Source organism: Escherichia albertii, assembly GCF_028622335.1.
In the GTDB taxonomy this organism is placed as follows: Bacteria; Pseudomonadota; Gammaproteobacteria; order Enterobacterales; family Enterobacteriaceae; genus Escherichia; species Escherichia albertii.
This window is the reverse complement of record NZ_CP117568.1, coordinates 4,105,210-4,124,492: the sequence shown is the minus strand read 5'-3', so window position 1 is coordinate 4,124,492 and position 19,283 is coordinate 4,105,210. Positions and strand designations below refer to the sequence as shown.

General features: G+C 49.9%; 18 protein-coding genes and 1 pseudogene. 6 read left to right on the top strand and 13 right to left on the bottom strand.

Annotated features, from left to right (window positions below):
• The first annotated feature begins 141 nt into the window (after window positions 1-141).
• Complete coding sequence (gene sbcD / locus PS053_RS19890; RefSeq protein ID WP_256879057.1) at window positions 142-1,344, top strand: exonuclease subunit SbcD; 1,203 nt, start codon at window positions 142-144, stop codon at window positions 1,342-1,344.
• A complete protein-coding gene (gene sbcC / locus PS053_RS19885; RefSeq protein ID WP_256879058.1) occupies window positions 1,341-4,484 on the top strand; it encodes an exonuclease subunit SbcC in 3,144 nt (1,047 codons plus the stop codon). Before sbcD ends, sbcC begins: the two co-directional genes overlap by 4 nt.
• 140 nt (window positions 4,485-4,624) lie before the next feature.
• Here the strand turns inward: sbcC and mak are convergent, their stop codons facing one another.
• Window positions 4,625-5,533 (bottom strand): fructokinase, encoded by a 909-nt coding sequence (gene mak, locus PS053_RS19880; protein ID WP_256879059.1) that lies wholly within the window; start codon window positions 5,531-5,533, stop codon window positions 4,625-4,627.
• 124 nt (window positions 5,534-5,657) lie between these two features.
• Here mak and rdgC point away from each other — a divergent pair, with 124 nt between their 5' ends.
• Window positions 5,658-6,569, top strand: a complete 912-nt coding sequence (gene rdgC / locus PS053_RS19875) for a recombination-associated protein RdgC (RefSeq protein WP_024164968.1) — start codon at window positions 5,658-5,660, stop codon at window positions 6,567-6,569.
• A gap of 108 nt (window positions 6,570-6,677) precedes the next feature.
• Here the strand turns inward: rdgC and PS053_RS19870 are convergent, their stop codons facing one another.
• From PS053_RS19870 to PS053_RS19850, 5 genes and pseudogenes are all read right to left on the bottom strand, one after another.
• Window positions 6,678-7,133 (bottom strand): SF0329 family protein, encoded by a 456-nt coding sequence (locus tag PS053_RS19870; protein ID WP_000813700.1) that lies wholly within the window; start codon window positions 7,131-7,133, stop codon window positions 6,678-6,680.
• 305 nt (window positions 7,134-7,438) lie between these two features.
• Window positions 7,439-7,723: a pyrimidine/purine nucleoside phosphorylase gene (gene ppnP / locus PS053_RS19865; protein ID WP_000941956.1), complete on the bottom strand. Its 285-nt coding sequence runs from the start codon at window positions 7,721-7,723 to the stop codon at window positions 7,439-7,441.
• A 71-nt stretch (window positions 7,724-7,794) separates the two neighbouring features.
• On the bottom strand, window positions 7,795-8,472 hold the full coding sequence (locus tag PS053_RS19860; protein ID WP_001276390.1) for an AroM family protein: 678 nt from the start codon (window positions 8,470-8,472) through the stop codon (window positions 7,795-7,797).
• Between the two features lie 353 nt (window positions 8,473-8,825).
• A pseudogene (gene aroL, locus PS053_RS19855) lies at window positions 8,826-9,341 on the bottom strand (shikimate kinase AroL); the annotation flags it as partial.
• A gap of 182 nt (window positions 9,342-9,523) precedes the next feature.
• On the bottom strand, window positions 9,524-9,982 hold the full coding sequence (locus PS053_RS19850) for a YaiI/YqxD family protein (RefSeq protein WP_000158129.1): 459 nt from the start codon (window positions 9,980-9,982) through the stop codon (window positions 9,524-9,526).
• A gap of 119 nt (window positions 9,983-10,101) precedes the next feature.
• On the opposite strand from PS053_RS19850, the gene proC reads away from it, so the two are divergent.
• Window positions 10,102-10,911 (top strand): pyrroline-5-carboxylate reductase, encoded by an 810-nt coding sequence (gene proC / locus PS053_RS19845; RefSeq protein WP_256879060.1) that lies wholly within the window; start codon window positions 10,102-10,104, stop codon window positions 10,909-10,911.
• A 16-nt stretch (window positions 10,912-10,927) separates the two neighbouring features.
• Here proC and adrA read toward each other — a convergent pair whose 3' ends face one another.
• The 4 genes from adrA to iraP form a co-directional block, all read right to left on the bottom strand.
• The gene (gene adrA / locus PS053_RS19840; protein WP_000484028.1) at window positions 10,928-12,043 is read right to left on the bottom strand and encodes a diguanylate cyclase AdrA; all 1,116 of its coding nucleotides are present in this window, start codon (window positions 12,041-12,043) and stop codon (window positions 10,928-10,930) included.
• A 101-nt stretch (window positions 12,044-12,144) separates the two neighbouring features.
• Window positions 12,145-12,465: a phosphate starvation-inducible protein PsiF gene (gene psiF, locus PS053_RS19835; protein ID WP_002430264.1), complete on the bottom strand. Its 321-nt coding sequence runs from the start codon at window positions 12,463-12,465 to the stop codon at window positions 12,145-12,147.
• Window positions 12,466-12,583: 118 nt separating this feature from the next.
• Window positions 12,584-13,999, bottom strand: a complete 1,416-nt coding sequence (gene phoA / locus PS053_RS19830) for an alkaline phosphatase (protein WP_059257826.1) — start codon at window positions 13,997-13,999, stop codon at window positions 12,584-12,586.
• 102 nt (window positions 14,000-14,101) lie between these two features.
• Window positions 14,102-14,362: an anti-adapter protein IraP gene (iraP, locus tag PS053_RS19825; protein ID WP_137650411.1), complete on the bottom strand. Its 261-nt coding sequence runs from the start codon at window positions 14,360-14,362 to the stop codon at window positions 14,102-14,104.
• A 450-nt stretch (window positions 14,363-14,812) separates the two neighbouring features.
• Between iraP and ddlA the strand changes: the two genes are divergently transcribed.
• Entirely contained in the window at window positions 14,813-15,907 is a 1,095-nt protein-coding gene (gene ddlA, locus PS053_RS19820; RefSeq protein WP_000413646.1) for a D-alanine--D-alanine ligase, read from the top strand.
• A 151-nt stretch (window positions 15,908-16,058) separates the two neighbouring features.
• Here ddlA and PS053_RS19815 read toward each other — a convergent pair whose 3' ends face one another.
• The gene (locus PS053_RS19815; RefSeq protein ID WP_010336370.1) at window positions 16,059-16,271 is read right to left on the bottom strand and encodes a DUF2754 domain-containing protein; all 213 of its coding nucleotides are present in this window, start codon (window positions 16,269-16,271) and stop codon (window positions 16,059-16,061) included.
• Between the two features lie 258 nt (window positions 16,272-16,529).
• On the opposite strand from PS053_RS19815, the gene PS053_RS19810 reads away from it, so the two are divergent.
• Window positions 16,530-16,838, top strand: coding sequence for a DUF2755 family protein (locus PS053_RS19810; protein WP_000763155.1), 309 nt, complete (start codon window positions 16,530-16,532; stop codon window positions 16,836-16,838).
• Window positions 16,839-16,895: 57 nt separating this feature from the next.
• Here PS053_RS19810 and yaiW read toward each other — a convergent pair whose 3' ends face one another.
• Both yaiW and sbmA read right to left on the bottom strand, forming a co-directional pair.
• A complete protein-coding gene (gene yaiW / locus PS053_RS19805) occupies window positions 16,896-17,990 on the bottom strand; it encodes a surface-exposed outer membrane lipoprotein YaiW (protein WP_000060648.1) in 1,095 nt (364 codons plus the stop codon).
• Window positions 17,991-18,001: 11 nt separating this feature from the next.
• On the bottom strand, window positions 18,002-19,222 hold the full coding sequence (sbmA, locus tag PS053_RS19800; RefSeq protein WP_256879061.1) for a peptide antibiotic transporter SbmA: 1,221 nt from the start codon (window positions 19,220-19,222) through the stop codon (window positions 18,002-18,004).
• Window positions 19,223-19,283: the final 61 nt, after the last annotated feature.

Below are 19,283 nucleotides of genomic sequence, written 5' to 3'. Positions count from 1 at the left end.
ATTATGCGTCAGATTTATGACAGATTTATGAAAAGAACGTCGCACTCGTCCTCAGGTTATTGATTTCCGGGCGCAGAAAAAAGTAAATCACACACCTGTTTGGGTATAATCGCGCTCATGCTTTTTCGCCAGGAAATTGTTATGCGCATTCTTCACACATCAGACTGGCATCTCGGCCAGAACTTCTACAGCAAAAGCCGCGAAGCTGAACATCAGGCCTTTCTTGACTGGCTGCTGGAGACCGCGCAAACCCATCAGGTAGATGCGATTATTGTTGCCGGTGATGTTTTCGATACCGGCTCACCGCCCAGTTACGCCCGTACGTTATATAACCGCTTTGTTGTCAATTTACAGCAAACCGGCTGTCATCTGGTGGTACTGGCAGGAAACCATGACTCGGTAGCCACGCTGAATGAATCGCGCGATATCATGGCGTTCCTCAATACTACCGTGGTCGCCAGCGCCGGACATGCCCCACAAATCTTGCCACGTCGCGACGGGACGCCTGGCGCGGTGCTATGCCCCATTCCTTTTTTACGCCCGCGTGACATTATTACCAGCCAGGCGGGGCTTAACGGTATTGAAAAACAGCAGCATTTGCTGACAGCGATCACTGACTATTACCAACAACACTATGCCGATGCCTGCAAGCTGCGCGGCGATCAGCCTCTGCCCATCATCGCCACGGGGCATTTAACGACCGTTGGCGCCAGCAAAAGCGACGCCGTGCGCGACATCTATATAGGTACGCTGGATGCCTTCCCGGCACAAAACTTTCCGCCAGCCGACTACATCGCGCTCGGGCATATTCACCGCGCGCAGATTATTGGCGGCATGGAGCATGTTCGCTATTGCGGCTCCCCCATTCCTCTGAGTTTTGATGAATGCGGCAAAAATAAATATGTCCATCTGGTGACATTTTCAAACGGCAAATTAGAGAGCGTGGAAAATCTGAGTGTACCGGTAACACAACCGATGGCGGTACTGAAAGGAGACCTGGCGGCGATTACCACGCAACTGGAACAATGGCGAGATGCGCCGCAGAACCCGCCCATCTGGCTGGATATTGAAATCACTACTGATGAGTATCTGCATGATATTCAGCGCAAAATTCAGACATTAACTGAATCACTGCCTGTGGAAGTCCTGCTGGTACGCCGGAGCCGCGAACAGCGCGAGCGTGTATTGGCCAGCCAACAGCGTGAAACTCTCAGCGAACTTAGCGTCGAGGACGTTTTTAATCGCCGTCTGGCGCTGGAGGAACTTGATGAAACGCAGCATCAACGTCTGCAACATCTTTTCGCCACAACATTGCAGACCCTCGCCGGAGAACATGAAGCATGAAAATTCTCAGCCTGCGCCTGAAAAACCTCAACTCATTAAAAGGCGAATGGAAGATTGATTTCACCCGCGAGCCGTTCGCCAGTAACGGACTATTTGCGATTACCGGCCCTACCGGCGCGGGGAAAACCACGCTGCTGGATGCCATTTGTCTGGCGCTGTATCACGAGACTCCGCGCCTCTCAACCATTTCACAATCGCAAAATGATCTGATGACCCGCGATACCGCCGAATGTCTGGCGGAAGTTGAATTTGAAGTCAAAGGCAAAGCGTACCGCGCATTCTGGAGCCAGAATCGGGCGCGCAACCAGCCGGACGGTAATTTGCAGGTGCCGCGCGTAGAGCTGGCGCGCTGTGCAGACGGTAAAATCCTTGCCGATAAAGTAAAAGATAAGCTGGAATTAACGGCGACATTAACCGGACTGGATTACGGACGTTTCACCCGTTCGATGCTGCTTTCGCAGGGCCAATTTGCAGCCTTCCTCAATGCCAAACCGAAAGAGCGCGCGGAATTGCTCGAGGAGTTAACCGGCACCGAAATCTACGGGCAAATCTCGGCGATGGTCTTTGAACAGCACAAATTGGCCCGTACTGAGCTGGAGAAACTGCAAGCGCAGGCCAACGGCGTCGCGTTGCTCGCACCAGAACAAGTGCAATCGCTGACAGAAAGTTTGCAGGCACTTACTGACGAAGAAAAACAGTTACTTGTCGCGCAACAGCAAGAACAACAATCACTAAACTGGTTAACGCGTCTGGATGAATTACAGAAGGAAACGCGCCGTCGTCAACAAACGCTGCAACAGGCACTGGCAGAGGAAGAAAAAGCGCAACCCCAACTGGCGGCACTCCGTCTGGCACTGCCAGCGCGAAATCTCCGTCCACACTGGGAACGCATCGCAGAACACTCTGCTGCTCTGATGCATACTCGTCAGCAGATTGAGGAAGTGAACACTCGCTTACAAAGCACAATAGCGCTTCGCGCAAGCATTCGTCACCACGCAACACGTTTGTCAGCAGAAATACAACACCGTCAACAAACGCTGAATGCGTGGTTACAGGAAAATGACCGCTTTCGCCTGTGGAACAACGAATTGACCGGATGGCGTGCGCAATTCTCCCAACAGGCCAGCGATCGCGCACATCTGCGGCAATGGCAACAGCAGTTAAACCATGCCGGGCAAAAACTTAATGCGCTTCCGGCGATCTCGTTGACTTTAACCGCTGATGAAGCTGCTACCGCCCAGGCGCAACATGCTGAGCAACGCCCACTGCGTCAGCGCCTGGTTGCGCTGCACGGGCAGATAGTCCCTCAGCAAAAACGGCTGGCGCAGCTGCAAGCCGCTATTCAGAGCGTTACGCTGGAACAAACGCAACGTAACGCTGCGCTGACAGAAATGCGCCAACGTTATAAAGAAAAGACGCAGCAGCTTGCCGATGTCAAAACCATTTGCGAGCAGGAAGCACGCATTAAAACGCTGGAGGCCCAGCGCGCGCAGTTACAGGCGGGTCAGCCATGTCCGCTTTGCGGTTCCACCAGCCACCCGGCGGTCGAGGCCTATCAGGCGCTGGAACTGGGGGTTAATCAGGCCCGCTTACTGACGCTGGAAAAGGAAGTGAAAAAGCTCGGCGAAGAAGGCGCGGCGCTGCGTGGGCAACTGGATGCATTAACAAAGCAGCTTCAGCGCGATGAGAACGAAGCGCAAAGCATCCGGCAAGATGAGCAAGCGCTTACTCAACAGTGGCAAGCCGTCACAGACAGCCTGAATATCACGTTGCAGCCGCAGGACGATATTCAACCGTGGCTTGATGCACAAGATGAGCACGAACAACAGTTACGATTGCTCAGTCAGCGCCATGAATTGCAGGCGCAAATTGCCGCACATAATCAGCAAATTACTCAGTATCAACAACAAATAGAACAACGCCATCAGCAACTCTCTGCAACATTAGCAAGTTACGCGCTGACATTACCGCAGGAAGATGAAGAAGAGAGCTGGTTGGCAGCACGCCAGCAAGAAGCGCAAAGCTGGCAACAGCGCCAGAATGAATTAAGCGAGCTGCAAAACCGTATTCAGCAACTGACGCCGATTCTGGACACATTACCGCAAAGTGATGAGTTACCACACAGTGAAGAAAATGTGGCGCTGGAAAACTGGCGGCAAATTCATGAACAATGCCTCGCGTTACAAAGCCAGTGCCGGACCTTAAAGCAACAGGAAGTTCTGGCGCAACAAAACCTGGAAAAAGTCCAGGCGCAGTTTGACGCTGCGCTACAGGGCAGCATCTTTGCCGACCAGCAAGAGTTCGTTGCGGCACTAATGGATGAACAGAAGCTGACCCAACTGGAGCAACTTAAACAACGTCTGGAAAACCAGCGTCGTCAGGCGAAAACGCTGGCATCTCAGGTGTCTGAAACGCTAACACAACATCAGCAACAGCCGCCTGCCGGGCTGGATCTCACTTTAACAGTGGAACAAATACAGCAGGAGTTAGTACAAACTAACCAAAAATTGCGTGAAAGTACCACCCGACAGGGGGAAATTCGCCAGCAACTGAAGCAGGATGCAGATAATCGTCAACAGCAACAGGCCCTGATGCAACAAATTTCCCTGATGACGCAACAGGCCGAAGACTGGGGATATCTCAACGCACTGATCGGCTCTAAAGAAGGCGATAAATTCCGTAAGTTCGCCCAGGGACTAACGCTGGACAATCTGGTCCACCTGGCTAACCAGCAACTTACCCGTCTGCACGGGCGCTATCTGTTACAGCGCAAAGCCAGCGAGACGCTGGAAGTTGAGGTTATCGATACCTGGCAGGCCGATGCGGTACGCGATACCCGCACCCTTTCCGGCGGCGAGAGTTTTCTCGTTAGCCTGGCGCTGGCACTGGCGCTTTCGGATCTGGTCAGCCATAAAACGCGTATTGACTCGCTATTTCTCGATGAAGGCTTCGGCACACTGGATAGCGAAACGCTGGATACCGCTCTTGATGCGCTGGATGCACTGAACGCCAGCGGTAAAACTATCGGCGTGATTAGCCACGTTGACGCAATGAAAGAGCGCATTCCGGTACAGATCAAAGTGAAAAAGATCAACGGCCTGGGCTACAGCAAACTGGACAATGCATTTGCGGTGAAATAGCTATTCAGCAGGATAATGAATACAGAGGGAGAAATCCTGACTGATCATTATCCTGCAAGCTATGCATTGATTGGTTACGGTGACTGGCAACCTGCCAGATGCGGCATGAGCGCCTTATCTGGCCTGTAAATGCCCGGTTGTTACTCTTGCGGCCATAACCACGCGGCGCCGCGTACGCCACTGGAATCACCATGCTTCGCCTTACGCACTGGCGTTTCACATTCGCCACCGAAGACAAACCGTTTAATCAGCGGCGGAACGGTTTGATATAAACGCTCGACATTGCTCATCCCGCCGCCCAGGACAATCACGTCCGGGTCGAGAATATTCACCACATGTGCCAGTGACTTCGCCAGACGCCGCTCATAACGGTTCAATGCCAGCTCCGCTACCGGATCGTTTTCTTCGACGAGACGAATGATTTCACTGCCTTTCAGCACGTGTCCGCTCAGCCGATGGTAATCTGTAGCGAATCCGGTTCCCGAAATAAAGGTTTCAATACAACCTTGTTTACCGCAATAACAAGGGACTTCCTCGCGATAACGCAGTTCGTCTGTGTCCATCCACGGTAGTGGATTGTGCCCCCACTCGCCTGCCGTGCCGTTGCCACCGATATGCGCCCGCCCATTGAACACCACACCTGCGCCACATCCCGTGCCGATAATCACGGCAAATACCGTCTTCGCCCCTGCTGCCGCGCCATCTACCGCTTCTGAAACAGCCAGACAATTGGCGTCATTTGCCAGCCGGACCTCCCGCTGCAATCGTGCGCTTAAGTCTTTATCGAATGGCTGTCCGTTTAACCAGGTGGAATTGGCATTTTTTACCACGCCAGTATATGGCGAGATAGATCCGGGTATGCCGATACCTACCGTTCCACATTGCCCCGTTGTCTGTTCCGCCATATCGACCAGTGTGGCAATCGTTTCAATAGTTTGTCGGTAATCATCACGCGGCGTGGGAAGACGATGGCGATACAACTGCTCCCCTGCATCGCCCAGGGCAATCACTTCAGTTTTGGTGCCGCCTAAATCGATACCTATACGCACGGTACTCTCCTTATCTTTTTCAATATCAATAGCGTAGAGACAGGCAATGGGATTGGCAATGCAAGGCCGCCGACAATTCGTTATCATGCCCGCTAAATTTAACGACAAGGCCGTGGAAATTATCATGCTGTGGTTCAAAAATTTAATGGTTTACCGTCTTAGCCGCGACATTTCACTGCGTGCAGAAGAGATGGAAAAACAGCTAGCCTCGATGGCATTTACCCCGTGCGGCAGCCAGGATATGGCGAAAATGGGCTGGGTTCCTCCGATGGGATCGCACAGCGATGCATTAACGCACGTTGCCAATGGTCAAATTATTATCTGCGCACGCAAAGAAGAAAAAATTCTCCCGTCTCCGGTCATTAAACAGGCGCTGGAAGCGAAAATCGCCAAACTGGAAGCGGAACAGGCGCGTAAGCTGAAGAAAACTGAAAAAGATTCACTGAAAGATGAAGTGCTGCACTCTCTGCTGCCACGCGCTTTCAGCCGCTTTAGCCAGACAATGATGTGGATCGACACGGTTAACGGTTTGATTATGGTGGACTGCGCCAGTGCCAAAAAAGCAGAAGATACGCTGGCACTGCTGCGTAAAAGCCTCGGTTCGCTACCAGTTGTGCCATTGAGCATGGAAAACCCGATTGAACTCACGCTAACCGAATGGGTGCGTTCCGGTGGCGCGGCGCAGGGCTTCCAGTTACTCGATGAAGCTGAACTGAAATCGCTGTTGGAAGATGGCGGCGTGATCCGCGCGAAAAAACAGGACCTGACCAGCGAAGAGATCACCAATCACATTGAAGCCGGAAAAGTCGTCACCAAACTGGCGCTCGACTGGCAACAACGCATTCAGTTTGTAATGTGCGACGATGGCTCGCTGAAACGTCTGAAATTCTGCGACGAACTACGCGATCAAAACGAAGACATTGATCGTGAGGATTTCGCCCAGCGGTTTGATGCCGATTTCATCCTGATGACTGGTGAACTGGCGGCATTAATTCAAAACCTGATCGAAGGATTAGGTGGTGAAGCCCAGCGTTAATCACTAATTTGCCTTCAACGCCGGATGTGATGCCTGGCGCGTCTTATCCGGCCTACGAAACCATGACTAGCCGGATAAAGTGCGTATACCATATCCGGCATTGGGTAATCATTCGGTACGTCGGGCAATGATTTTTAACGCGGCAATATTATGCGTTTTACGTCGTAACTGATCTAACCGCCTCATTCCTATTCGCCTGTCGGCGGCACGCAGAATATTCACTAATCCCCATTTATCGTTAGTAAACTGCTTCGTTAACACATCTTCTTTCGGTGTATCAATATATTCACGCAGTAAATTAGATATCGCAGAAATATCCGTCAGGTAAGGGTACCAACAGGTTTCACCGTGACAATTCTGAACTCCGCAATTACCCGCCACAAAGTCTTTGGGATAATCCCAGATAATGTCTTTATCCAGAGAAATCCAGTAACGCGGCAAATCGGTGCTTCCCCCATTTTGACTACGCATCGGGTAGCATGTGCAGTGAATTTGCAGATTAATCGTCGGAGTCAGTAAATCATAAATCTCCCGCTGTAACTTGCTCCAGGGGCGTTGTTTCATTATCTTTCCTCCAACTTATTACGCGCTTCACTACGAGTTTACCGCGTCACTCCAGTTTTGACGAAATTACGTAACGGCTGTAGTTCTGGAAGACAGAAATAATATTAGCGACGACATCTCTTTTAGTCTCGTCGCCTTGCATTGGCATATTATTGAGGGGTGTTAATTACCTATTCATAATATTTATACCCATCTTGACAGATTATAAATATGCCTAAAAAAACAGCAAAAAAAAAAATACTATTATTAATTAAATAGAAACATTTCAGAAAAACGCCCTCCCGTTCAACCGGGAAGGCGCGATATTACAGATAGCGGCACAAATAAGAGGTCGGTTCAGCAACTTGCAGATGGAACTCGCTGTGACCGGGAACATTAAACACTTCACCAGCTTCGTACACTCGCCAGTCAGTCGCGTCAGGCAGCAACACATTCAGCGCGCCACTAATTACTGTCATCTCTTCAGGTTCGGCAGTGCTGAAGGTATATTCGCCTTCCACCATCACGCCGACGCTGGCGCGACCAGTGCTGCTACTGGTAAAGCCGATCGATTTCACTTTGCCGGAAAAGTACTCATTACTTTGAAGCATAAACTGGCCTTGTCTGGTAGTTAAACGTCTATTTCACTATAGGGGTCAGAGACGCTGGCTGTCACGCAAAATTACATCAGTAATTCCGCTGCCAACCTTGCAATCAATACGTTAGAGAGCAAAACAGGAACATCGAGCTGTTTTTGCAGTAAATCGCGATGACGTTGGTTAAATCCAAGACAATCCAGCATGATAACATCCGCGCCATTTGCCAATAATTCTTTCCCTGCCTCGATGATTTTCTGTTCCGAATCATGAACAGGATCCCCCAGAGAGAACAACGGCGGTTTTTGTAAGATTTGCCATTTTTGTGCCTGCGCTTCCAACAGCTCTTCAACCGGTACGATCACGCCGACTTGATGGCCCTCAACAATAGAGGAAACCAGCGGCGGCAAAATACGCAACGGTTCCAGGAAGATCGTATTTCGGACGGTCATACCGCGAATGGCGGCCGTGCTCATCAACAAAATAACGTCGTAGCCCTGGTTATCGAGCACTTCAACCACACTTTGCAGATCACGTTCTATTTTTCGACGCGAAACCTGGGCCAACTGATTATCATTGAGTAATGTGAGAATAGTTTCTTCGCCCGCTTGCGGCGCATACTCCGCCATCACTCTCTCGCGGCTTAGATTTCCCAACAGGCTATGATGAGAAATATTCTTTTCGTCAATGTACTCGGTCAGGAGCGGCAAAACTTCCTGCAGAGGTACAATGCCGATGGTCAGGATTGCCAACGACGCACTCATTGTTCTTCCACCTTACTTTTACTTCGTCGTTAATTACCGGCTAAATGCCAGGCCCCACTGCTGACAGTCACCTGTGCAGCAAATGACAAAAAGCCTGGCAGCAAACGCGCACGGCATAATGTAAAGATTCCAAATGATTCCAGTAATGGGTTGTTATTGTTTAATATTCTAATTATTTGAAAAACATGAATTGTGAAAAGTGTGACGCAGGTCCGTTATAGTGGCACTCAGAATCCCTTCCGAGCCGTTTTATACTGTCACTCTTTCTCCGTTTTTTTAGCATCCAGAGATGTCGAATGCTCGCAGATAAAAGAGTCAGGGTTAGGATGCGCTGCACGGAGCTGGTGCTCTGTTAGCGTCTGTGTCAATGCACAGCGAATTTCAGAGACCACCTGATCCGGTTCGTTTGTGGCGTCAATGATAATGTGCGCAACTTCGCGATACAGCGCATCGCGCTCTTCCAGTACTTCCTCGACCTCTTCACTTAACGGTTTCCCTGTCAGAGTCGGTCGTAAGTCCTCTTCAGGCGCAGCTTGCAGGCGATTAACCAACACCGATACCGGCGCGCAAAGGTAAACCACAATTCCGTTATTGCGCATGTAATGACGATTAAATTCCGTCAGAATAATGCCGCCCCCCGTTGCGATAACACTGGAAGGCGCAGTCACTGCTTCCAGCGCCGCGGTCTCTCTGGCGCGAAATCCAGCCCACTCTTCCTTTTCGACGATCTCCGCGACCGTCATATTGAGTTGTGATTGCAGCCATTGGTCGGTATCGACAAACCGACAATTGAGCGAATCGGCAAGGGCCATTCCAACCGTTGTTTTACCACAGCCCCGAGGCCCGATCAGAAAAAGAGGTTGTGTCATCGTGGGTTTTCCCCAAAAGGTCGCAGTGCGGCGAAAGCCGGTTTCGTGAGAATAGCGATCATACCATCAAGCTAGTACAATTTCGATTGTAAAGAAATAGTTCCACTCAGGACGCAAATTTCAATACATTCCTTACTATAACAAGAAATATATGAGAAAGGAGTGTAAATAATAAATTACATTTATGCGCGACTACGTTGTACTTCCAGCCACCACTTTTCCAGCTCAGCGGCAAATAACTGGCGGTCACGTTGCGAAAGACTATCTGGTCCTCCGGTCTGAATACCGCTGGCACGTAAAGTATCCATAAAATCGCGCATTGTCAGACGTTCGCGAATAGTTGCTGGCGTGTAACGCTCACCGCGTGGATTAAGCGCCGCCGCACCTTTCCCGATGACCTCTGAAGCAAGAGGGATATCCGCGGTTACCACTAAATCCCCCGCCGCACACTGGCGTACGATTTCGTTATCGGCAACATCGAAACCAGCCGCAACGCGCAGTGTACGAATGAACCGCGAGGGCGGCACGCGTAAACTCTGGTTCGCCACCAGCACCACGGGCATTTGCATACGTTCCGCCGCGCGGTACAAAATATCTTTAATTACATTGGGACACGCATCGGCGTCCACCCATATTGTCATAAAGTCATCCTTTGTTAAGTCATCCTCTATTGTGTCGCGCTTTTGCCTTCCGGCATAGTTCTGTTTATGCTTCTGCCAGCGATTATCAAAACAATGAATTTCACGGCAGGAGTGAGGCAATGGAAAAGAAAATCGGTTTTATTGGCTGCGGCAATATGGGAAAAGCCATTCTCGGCGGTCTGATTGCCAGCGGCCAGGTCCTTCCAGGGCAAATCTGGGTTTATACCCCCTCCCCGGATAAAGTCGCTGCCTTACATGACCAGTTCGGCATCAACGCCGCAGAATCGGCACAAGAAGTAGCGCAAATCGCCGACATCGTTTTTGCCGCCGTTAAGCCGGGCATTATGATTAAAGTGCTTAGCGAAATCACCTCCAGCCTGAATAAAGGCTCGCTGGTGGTCTCTATCGCCGCAGGCGTCACCCTCGACCAGCTTGCCCGGGCGCTGGGCCATGACCGGAAAATTATCCGCGCGATGCCAAATACCCCCGCACTGGTTAACGCCGGGATGACTTCCGTGACGCCAAATGCGCTGGTCACACCAGAAGATACCGCTGATGTTCTGAATATTTTCCGCTGCTTCGGTGAGGCGGAAGTGATTGCCGAGCCGATGATCCATCCGGTGGTCGGAGTGAGCGGTTCTTCACCAGCCTATGTTTTTATGTTTATCGAAGCGATGGCCGACGCCGCGGTGCTGGGTGGAATGCCACGCGCACAGGCCTACAAATTTGCAGCTCAGGCCGTAATGGGGTCCGCGAAAATGGTACTGGAAACCGGAGAACATCCCGGCGCATTGAAAGATATGGTCTGCTCACCGGGAGGCACCACCATTGAAGCAGTGCGCGTACTGGAAGAGAAAGGCTTCCGTGCCGCCGTGATCGAAGCGATGACGAAGTGTATGGAAAAATCAGAAAAACTTAGCAAGTCCTGATGCTCATCGCCGGACGTCAGGCCGCCACTTCGGTGCGGTTACGTCCGGCTTTCTTTGCTTTATAGAGCGCCATATCTGCCGATTTCAGCCATTCACGATAGTGACTCATTTGTGGATTCAATGGTGCAACACCAACGCTAATCCGTAACACCACCTGCGGCGCATTCGACAAGCGTAAATTATTTAGCCCTTCATGCACACGCAACATAGCGGTAATGGCGTTCTCCGCTGGCGTACCGGACATGATCACCGCAAACTCATCGCCGCCAAATCGACCAATCACATCACTGCCGCGCAGGGTAATTTGTAACTGGCGGGTGAGAGCAACAATCGCTTCATCACCGACATCATGGCCCCAGGTATCGTTAATGCTCTTAAAATGGTCGATATCAATAATCAATAACGTCGCATCACGGTTATGCCGCCGACAATTATCAAATTCGTTGCGTAGCATCGTTTCCCAATGACGCCGGTTATACACCCCCGTCATACCGTCGCGAGTACTCATAACCTGCAATCTGCGTTTATGTTCAGCCAGTTTAATCGCCGTCTGGTAGCTGACCCAACCAAACAGCAAAGGATAAATAATGATAATGGGAAGGGAGAGCCACCATTCCAGCGGCGCACTATTTAGCGACACCGTAATACCGGTCAGTTCCAGGGTGACAAGGCAGGAAACCACCATCAGCACCAGACCTGCAACAAACAGACGGGGGCCGCCTGCCCCCATCAAATTCAGACACATAATCATCAACATTGCGATTGAAGGCAGCACGTTTACGCCCATTACGCCTACCCACATTCCCGCTAACACTGCATCGGTTTTTAAGTTGTAAATTTCCCGGCTTAGCGGATCAACAGCCCTGCTCGCTAACTGCCAGGCCAAATGCGGCCAGACAAATGCCCAACCGACCAACACCAGCCACCACCAGCCCGGCGACGGATGCGAAACCAGCGTTGAAGCAATCGGTAAGAACATACCAGCCAATCCCACCGCACGGGGAAGCCTGACACGACGGGCAAATCGCAACCCGGATCGCTGATGTTCGTTTTGAGGAGTAAAAGGAGGTTCCTCCCCATGCGCCGCCGCTTTTTTGAAAAAGTTTTCATCATTCATTATTTTTGGGAACATTCAGAAACAATTTTCCCAAATTATAGAGACGGGGCTACAGGCGGGAGTATGATATTTCGGGTGAGCCATTTCCTTAGCTCACCCGTTAGCACTAACAGGTATTACGCGGCTTTTTTGAGGCAAGTACTCATAAACTTATTGCGATCATCGCCTTTCAGAGATTGCTGCGTCGCCTGACCATTGCATTCACGCATCTTCTGCTGCTGTGGCGTCAAACTCTTTTCACCAGGCGCAGATTTGCTGTTCTTCAGGCAATCACTCATGTACGTCTTACGGGCATCCCCTTTTAACGCCTGCGCCGTCGCCTGTTGATTACAGGTAGTCATACGCTGTTGTTGTGGGGTTAACGTCTTCTCGGCAGCACCGACAGTGGTTAAAAAAACCAGACCGAATAGCAGGGTAACCAGTAATGTTATTTTCATAGCACCATCCCTCTTCACATTTTAACCATGAGCGTTTGCGCCCGTGATCTGCCTTTAAGTCTGGTTGCTAACATGAAAAATACCACCCGACAGCGAAAATTCACCGCCGGGCGAGTTTTTATTTCAGCCCCAGCGCAGCTTTCATAGTGTAGAAGAGATCGGTCTGATCGGTCAGGCCAACCACATTCGCGGCATGTGGACCATAAGCGGCAATTCGCAGTTGGCTGCCAGTGTGCTCTTGAGAGTCTTCTTCAGAGTTACCGTAGCTGATCACCATCACTGCGCCATCTTTGGTATTTAATGCCTGAGTCAAGCCCGGTGCTTTAGTATCCGGCGCGACAATCTGACTGGCGTGAGCATGGTCTGCCGTTACCACAACCAGTGTATTGCCATCCTTTTTGGCAAATTCCAGCGCCCGCTGTACAGCTTCATCGAGATCGACCGTTTCACCAATTTGCCCACAAGGATTAGCGGCGTGATCTTGTTTGTCGATCGATGCTCCCTCAACTTGCAGGAAGAAGCCTTTCTCATTTTTACTCAATAATTCAATGGCTTTATCGGTCATCTGCGCCAGCGTCGGCACGCTATCATTACGTTGCGGATTCGGCGTACAGGTTACAGCGGGCTTATCAATATTGCCGTGGTATGTTGCTTTTGGTCCTTCCCAACGCACTGGCATATTGCCATCGGCAAATAATCCCAGTAGCGGTTTTTGCTGATTCGCTTCCATCACCGCATTCAACGATGCTGTATCGCTGACTAATTGATAACCACGCGCCTGCGCCTGTTCACGCAACGTTTTTCCCTGCCATTCGCCAGCGGTTGCAATTTCTGCAAAAGTTTTTGCGCCGCCGCCAAGCGTGACATCAGCACGGGTATTAAGCAGTTGCTCGGTAATAGAACCTTTACCCCCTTTTTCCAGCGCGTTGCTCGGGCATTTCTCGCTGGTAGCGCCAGGACCATAACATTTGCGCGACGTCACATGCGCCACCAGCGCTGCAGGCGTGGCATCCTGCAATTCAGCCGTTGACACATTACCCGTCGCCAGTCCGGCGGCTTTTGCCATTTCCAGAATGGTGGGGTGATCCTTTTCGTGAATATCAACGCCCAGAGCGCCGTTATAGGTTTTGACGCCGGTTGACCAGGCGGTTGCTGACGCGGCAGAATCGGTCACATAGTCTGGTTTGCCCGTTTTTTTATCCAGCGCATAGTGGGTGTATTGACCAGTCAACGGTAAGGCATCGATCCCTTTGAAAAAACCACCCGCGCCTTCGGCATAATTGCGTGCGGCAGTGATTTCCGAATCGCCCATCCCATCGCCAATTAGTAAAATAATATTTTTTACCGGTTTATCGCTAAGTGAATCACGTAAGGCGGCAGTCTGATCACCTGTTAAACGGCGAGCACCGCCAGGCGTAGTAATATCTCCTTGTGCAGCTCGATTTTCCAGAACAGGCATCTCTGGTATCCGGGCTTTTGTCACAGGGGTAAACAGTAACGGTAACAGGGCCAGTGCAATAGTGCTTTGTTTCACTTTATTTTCTCCATGTACAAATACAATAAAAAAATAAAAACAAAGCGACTATAAGTCTCCGGCATGACAGCTTTATGACAGTAAGAAAAGTGACTTAATTTGTTACTGACGAGGATATCTCAACAACTTTTTTACGTAATTGCGCAGCAGCTCCGTATCGCCGTCAGGAATGCTGGCATCGGGCTTTACCGCATACAATGCCCCCTCAACCTGATCAATCAACCGCTGCTGGTCATTTTGTGCCATATTGCGCAGCATTGCGGTAACAATAATCTCCAGTGCCTCCACCTGCGCGCACAGTTCTTTCGACTCTTCTTCTTTTTGAGCGAGTCTAAATAACAACTCAGAAATGAGATTTTTCATATCTGTATTTCCTTATCCAAAGTATGGAGAAGTTAACATTATGCTTCATCACTTCATAGGGCCTGGAAGTCGTATTTTTATGACAAAGGAAATATTTTACACAAATATTTGTCAGCGAAACGTTTCTCTTATTTAAATAGTTGTCTTACAAATAAAGCCGCTATTCAACTATCAACCTTTAGTATAATAAAAAGTTATGAAATATATTTGCTTAGTTAACTTATTATTAAGCTATTCACTGATTAAGCCTCCGTTAATCTCAGGAATAAATTCGTTTCCCGTTCATCATTTTTGTGATCTAACGCACACAATTTAATCAATAATATTTCTTAACCAGCAAGCCGAGTGCTTTGTGGTCAGAAGATCGCAACATTCTGTCAGAAGGCCGCGAATCCCCCGTATTGTCGTGGTAATGTATGCTCTTTATGTTCGACGGGATAGGTTTTCAAGATGGAAAAACTGCGGATAGGTATCGTTTTTGGTGGAAAATCAGCAGAACATGAAGTGTCTTTGCAATCGGCAAAAAATATTGTCGATGCCATTGATAAAAGCCGTTTCGACGTTGTGCTGCTGGGCATTGACAAACAAGGGCAATGGCACGTCAGCGATGCCAACAATTATCTGCTGAATGCAGACGATCCTGCCCATATTGCGCTACGCCCTTCTGCGACCAGCCTCGCACAGGTGCCAGGCAAGCATGAGCATCAGCTTATCGACGCGCAAAACGGCCAGCCGTTGCCAACGGTGGATGTCATTTTCCCGATTGTCCACGGTACGCTGGGTGAAGATGGTTCCTTGCAGGGAATGCTACGGGTCGCCAATTTACCGTTTGTCGGTTCAGATGTTCTGGCTTCTGCCGCTTGCATGGATAAAGACGTCACCAAACGTCTACTGCGCGACGCCGGGTTGAACATCGCGCCATTTATTACTCTGACGCGTGCTAATCGCCACAAAATCAGTTTTGCCGAAGTGCAGTCTAAACTGGGTTTACCGCTGTTTGTAAAACCGGCTAACCAGGGTTCCTCGGTTGGCGTCAGCAAAGTAACCAGTGAAGAACAATACGCAATTGCCGTCGATCTGGCATTCGAGTTCGATCATAAAGTGATCGTTGAGCAAGGGATCAAAGGCCGTGAGATCGAATGCGCCGTTCTGGGTAATGACGATCCGCAAGCCAGCACCTGCGGCGAGATCGTGCTGACCAGTGATTTCTACGCCTACGACACCAAGTACATTGATGAAGATGGCGCGAAAGTGGTGGTTCCTGCGAACATTGCACCGGAAATTAACGACAAAATCCGGGCGATCGCAGTGCAGGCTTATCAGACGCTGGGGTGTGCCGGTATGGCACGAGTGGACGTCTTTTTAACCCCGGAAAATGACGTGGTGATCAATGAAATCAACACACTACCTGGATTCACTAACATCAGTATGTATCCGAAACTGTGGCAAGCCAGCGGTCTGAGTTACACCGACCTCATCACGCGTTTGATTGAACTGGCGCTGGAGCGCCACGCTGCGGATAACGCATTGAAAACCACGATGTGATGCGCAGACGTAAGATTGCCTGATGCGCTTCGCTTATCTGGCCTGGCAGATAATTGTAATATCGATTTTGTAGGCAGAATAAGGCGTTCACGCCACATCCGGCATAAACAACGAGCACGTTGTCAGCAACACCAGAACGCCCAATAATTTGTTATTGGGCGTTTTCAGCTTCATCATCGCGACGACGAATAATCATCCCTGCCAGCCAGAAGCCTGTCACCCACGTCACCAGACCGATTGCATAGGTCTGCCAACCTTTTACCTCGAATCCCAACAATCCCACCACACCATTAAGAATGAAAATGAGACCAATAGCGAACGCGTAGTAATGCCAGTCGCGGCGGATTTTTACAGGCAGGTTCATTGACTGCTCCTAACGAAAAATAACATCCTCCCATATTCCGCAACATTCGTCTGTGGCATAGACGGCATTTTTAATCCTGTTGGGGAATTTAACTTAAAGTTACCATTTTGTGACACTCGACGAGTATTCACACTTCGGGAATATTCCCAGTCTGAATTTACCATGATTCTGATGTTGACAATCTAAATGACCTGTCAGACTTGCCATCAACCGCTGGTATCACACCAGAAGAGAAGTAAATGACTTCGGGAGGTTTTTATGGCTGATTTCACCTTGTCTAAGTCAATGTTTAGCAAAAAAAATCGTAATACCTCTTCAACGTCCGGCAACGTTGCCTACGCTTTGTTTGTGCTGTTTTGCTTTTGGATTGGAGCGCAATTGTTGAATCTGTTAGTACATGCGCCAGGCATCTATGAGCGTTTGATGCAGGTACAGGAGACAGGTCGTCCTCGGGTGGAAATGGGTTTCGGCGTCGGCACTATTTTTGGACTGATACCATTTTTGGTTGGCTGCTTCATTTTTGCAATAGTTGCCGGATGGCTGCACTGGCGACATCGCCGCCAGTAAGATTTGCTTTGCCAGATAAAGCGTAAACGCCTTATCTGGCACACAATTCTCTATTGATCACTGCTTCATACAGCGCGCCCATCGCTCATCAACACGCTTTGCAAACCATGCAGTGGTAAGGTTACGGGTGATTTTTGGGCTTTCCAGCTTAATGCCGGGCAACATTTCACGCGGCAGCGATTTACCCGTTTTCGCTTCTGCGAGCTGATAAACCTTCTTGTACAACGCGGTCTCTTCAAAAGAGAAACTGTCCCCTTTTTCTAGCTGACGACGAATTTCGCTATCGCTCATTCCGAGTTTGCCCGCCAGTTTGCGTGTCGCCAGCTCCGTTTTGCCCGGTTCTTTACTGTCATAACGAATCAAATCACCATCCAGCGCCAGCTTCACACCACTGGCTTTACTAACTGCATTCTGAAATGCGGCGTTACGACTGGCGTACCAGCCTGCATTAAAATCAGCAAAACGGTAAATTGGCGCGCTGTAATTAGCCGGATAATTCAATAAATGATACGTGCCAAACCATAATCCACCGCGACGACTAAAAACTTCCTGACGCACAGTGCCGTCCATTTTCCATGGATAGCCTTTGGTGTGTTGTTCGGCAAAAGCAATACTGACCTGCATCGGCCCGCCAGTGCGAACCGGGTTAAGCGAACCAAACAGCGTCTGCCCCATCGGCACAATGCTTATCAGATCGTCAAAAATCGCACTCAACTGCTTTTCTGTACGCACAGTATCTAATCGTTCGCTGTAACTTTTGCCGTTTGGCGATTTGATTTTCAGCGCGGTATGGACCAGAAAAGCCGGAATGTGCATCCGTTCAGCGCGACGGTCAATCTCTTGCCAGGCGATTTTACTTAGCCCTGGCACCACCGGGTCCGCACGATAGTTGGATTCTTGCTGCGCTACCGCCAGCACCGAGCAAACATTCTCCATCGTCGGCGCCAGTCCCTGGCTCTCAAAAGTGGTCGCAAGATCTTTTGCCCAGGCATCACGGTCTTTCACGCTGGCTGGCAACTTCTGCCGAACCACGCTCGCCACATCTATCGCTTTTTCACCTTTTTTCAACGGTTGCGGCGCCTGGCTACTGCATCCCGCTAAAACAAAAACAGCCAACAATGAAAGCGAAGAAAGACGATTGACCAACGACATTACCTCTCCTTTTAACTCAACGTATGGGTTACTTCCTGAATTTTGTCACCATCCAGCTCATGTTCAAAACTGCGCAGACGTTTATAGATTGACATCAACTCTACCAGTGTGGTCCACGAGTTAATCAAATACTGGAAGGCACCTCGGACCTGACCGAACACATTGGTAATCTGTGTCATCAGACCGAGCGTAATCGTACCGGCAACAATCGACGGAAACAGCAAGAACAAACCGAAAACGTTATCGACCTGCAAATAGAGAATGCGGGCAATGTTGAAATACATATAGTGAAAATAGAGACGGAAATAGTTCTTCCGCACAGCACTGAACAGCTCACGCACTGTTGGCGGCGTCGCACGGGTGACATCGTCTTCACCATAGACCAGCTCTTTACGATAAGCCGCTTCTACGCGTTGGTTTTTAAATTCCAGCCCTGGCAATTTTATCCCTACCACCGCCAGCAATCCGGTACCCATCAATGACCAGACAATTGCGGCAATCACCAGACCATAAGGAATATGACCAATAATCGGCAGTTCCGGGACATGTACAGAGAGTGTTACCAGCACGGGTAAAAAAGCAATCAACGTCATGATAGCATTGATAAAACTAACGCCCATATCCTCCAGCGTAGAGGCAAAGCGCATCGTGTCTTCCTGTACGCGTTGAGCGGCCCCTTCGATATGACGCAGTTGTTGCCAGTTCGCCATGTAATATTCGTTCATCGCGGTACGCCAGCGGAATACGTAGTGGCTGACAAAGAAATTGTTCAGCACGCTTATCACCACTGCAATCAGTGCGATCCCCAGAAAGACGCCCACTTCGCGATAGAACTGTTCAATGGTCACTTTATGCGGGGAACTTAGCGCGGTTTGAATTAAATCGTAGAACGGTGCATACCAGGCGTTGACCGCCACTCCGACTTCCACCAGGAACCAGGTCACAAAGATAATCAGCGCAGTGCCGAGTATTGACCAGTATTGCCAACGATGTGGACTGTAGATAAACCAGAACAGCGCAAAAAGCCCCACGCAAACAATGTAATAGGCGTAGAAAATCAGAAAGTTTGCCGACCAGAAGCGCGCGGCGCTAATAGGAATATCGTTTGAAGCACCGGTGATATGTGCCACCCAATCACCGCCTCCGGCTTGCCAGAAAATCACGGCAATTAACGCCCAAACAAAGGCCGAGAGAAAAAAGGCTCCCGGTTTTGGGAAAAAAGACTTGAACATATGATCTCCTGCTAACTTCTTATCGTTTTAACAGATGCTGTGCGTAAACCGTACGACTGCC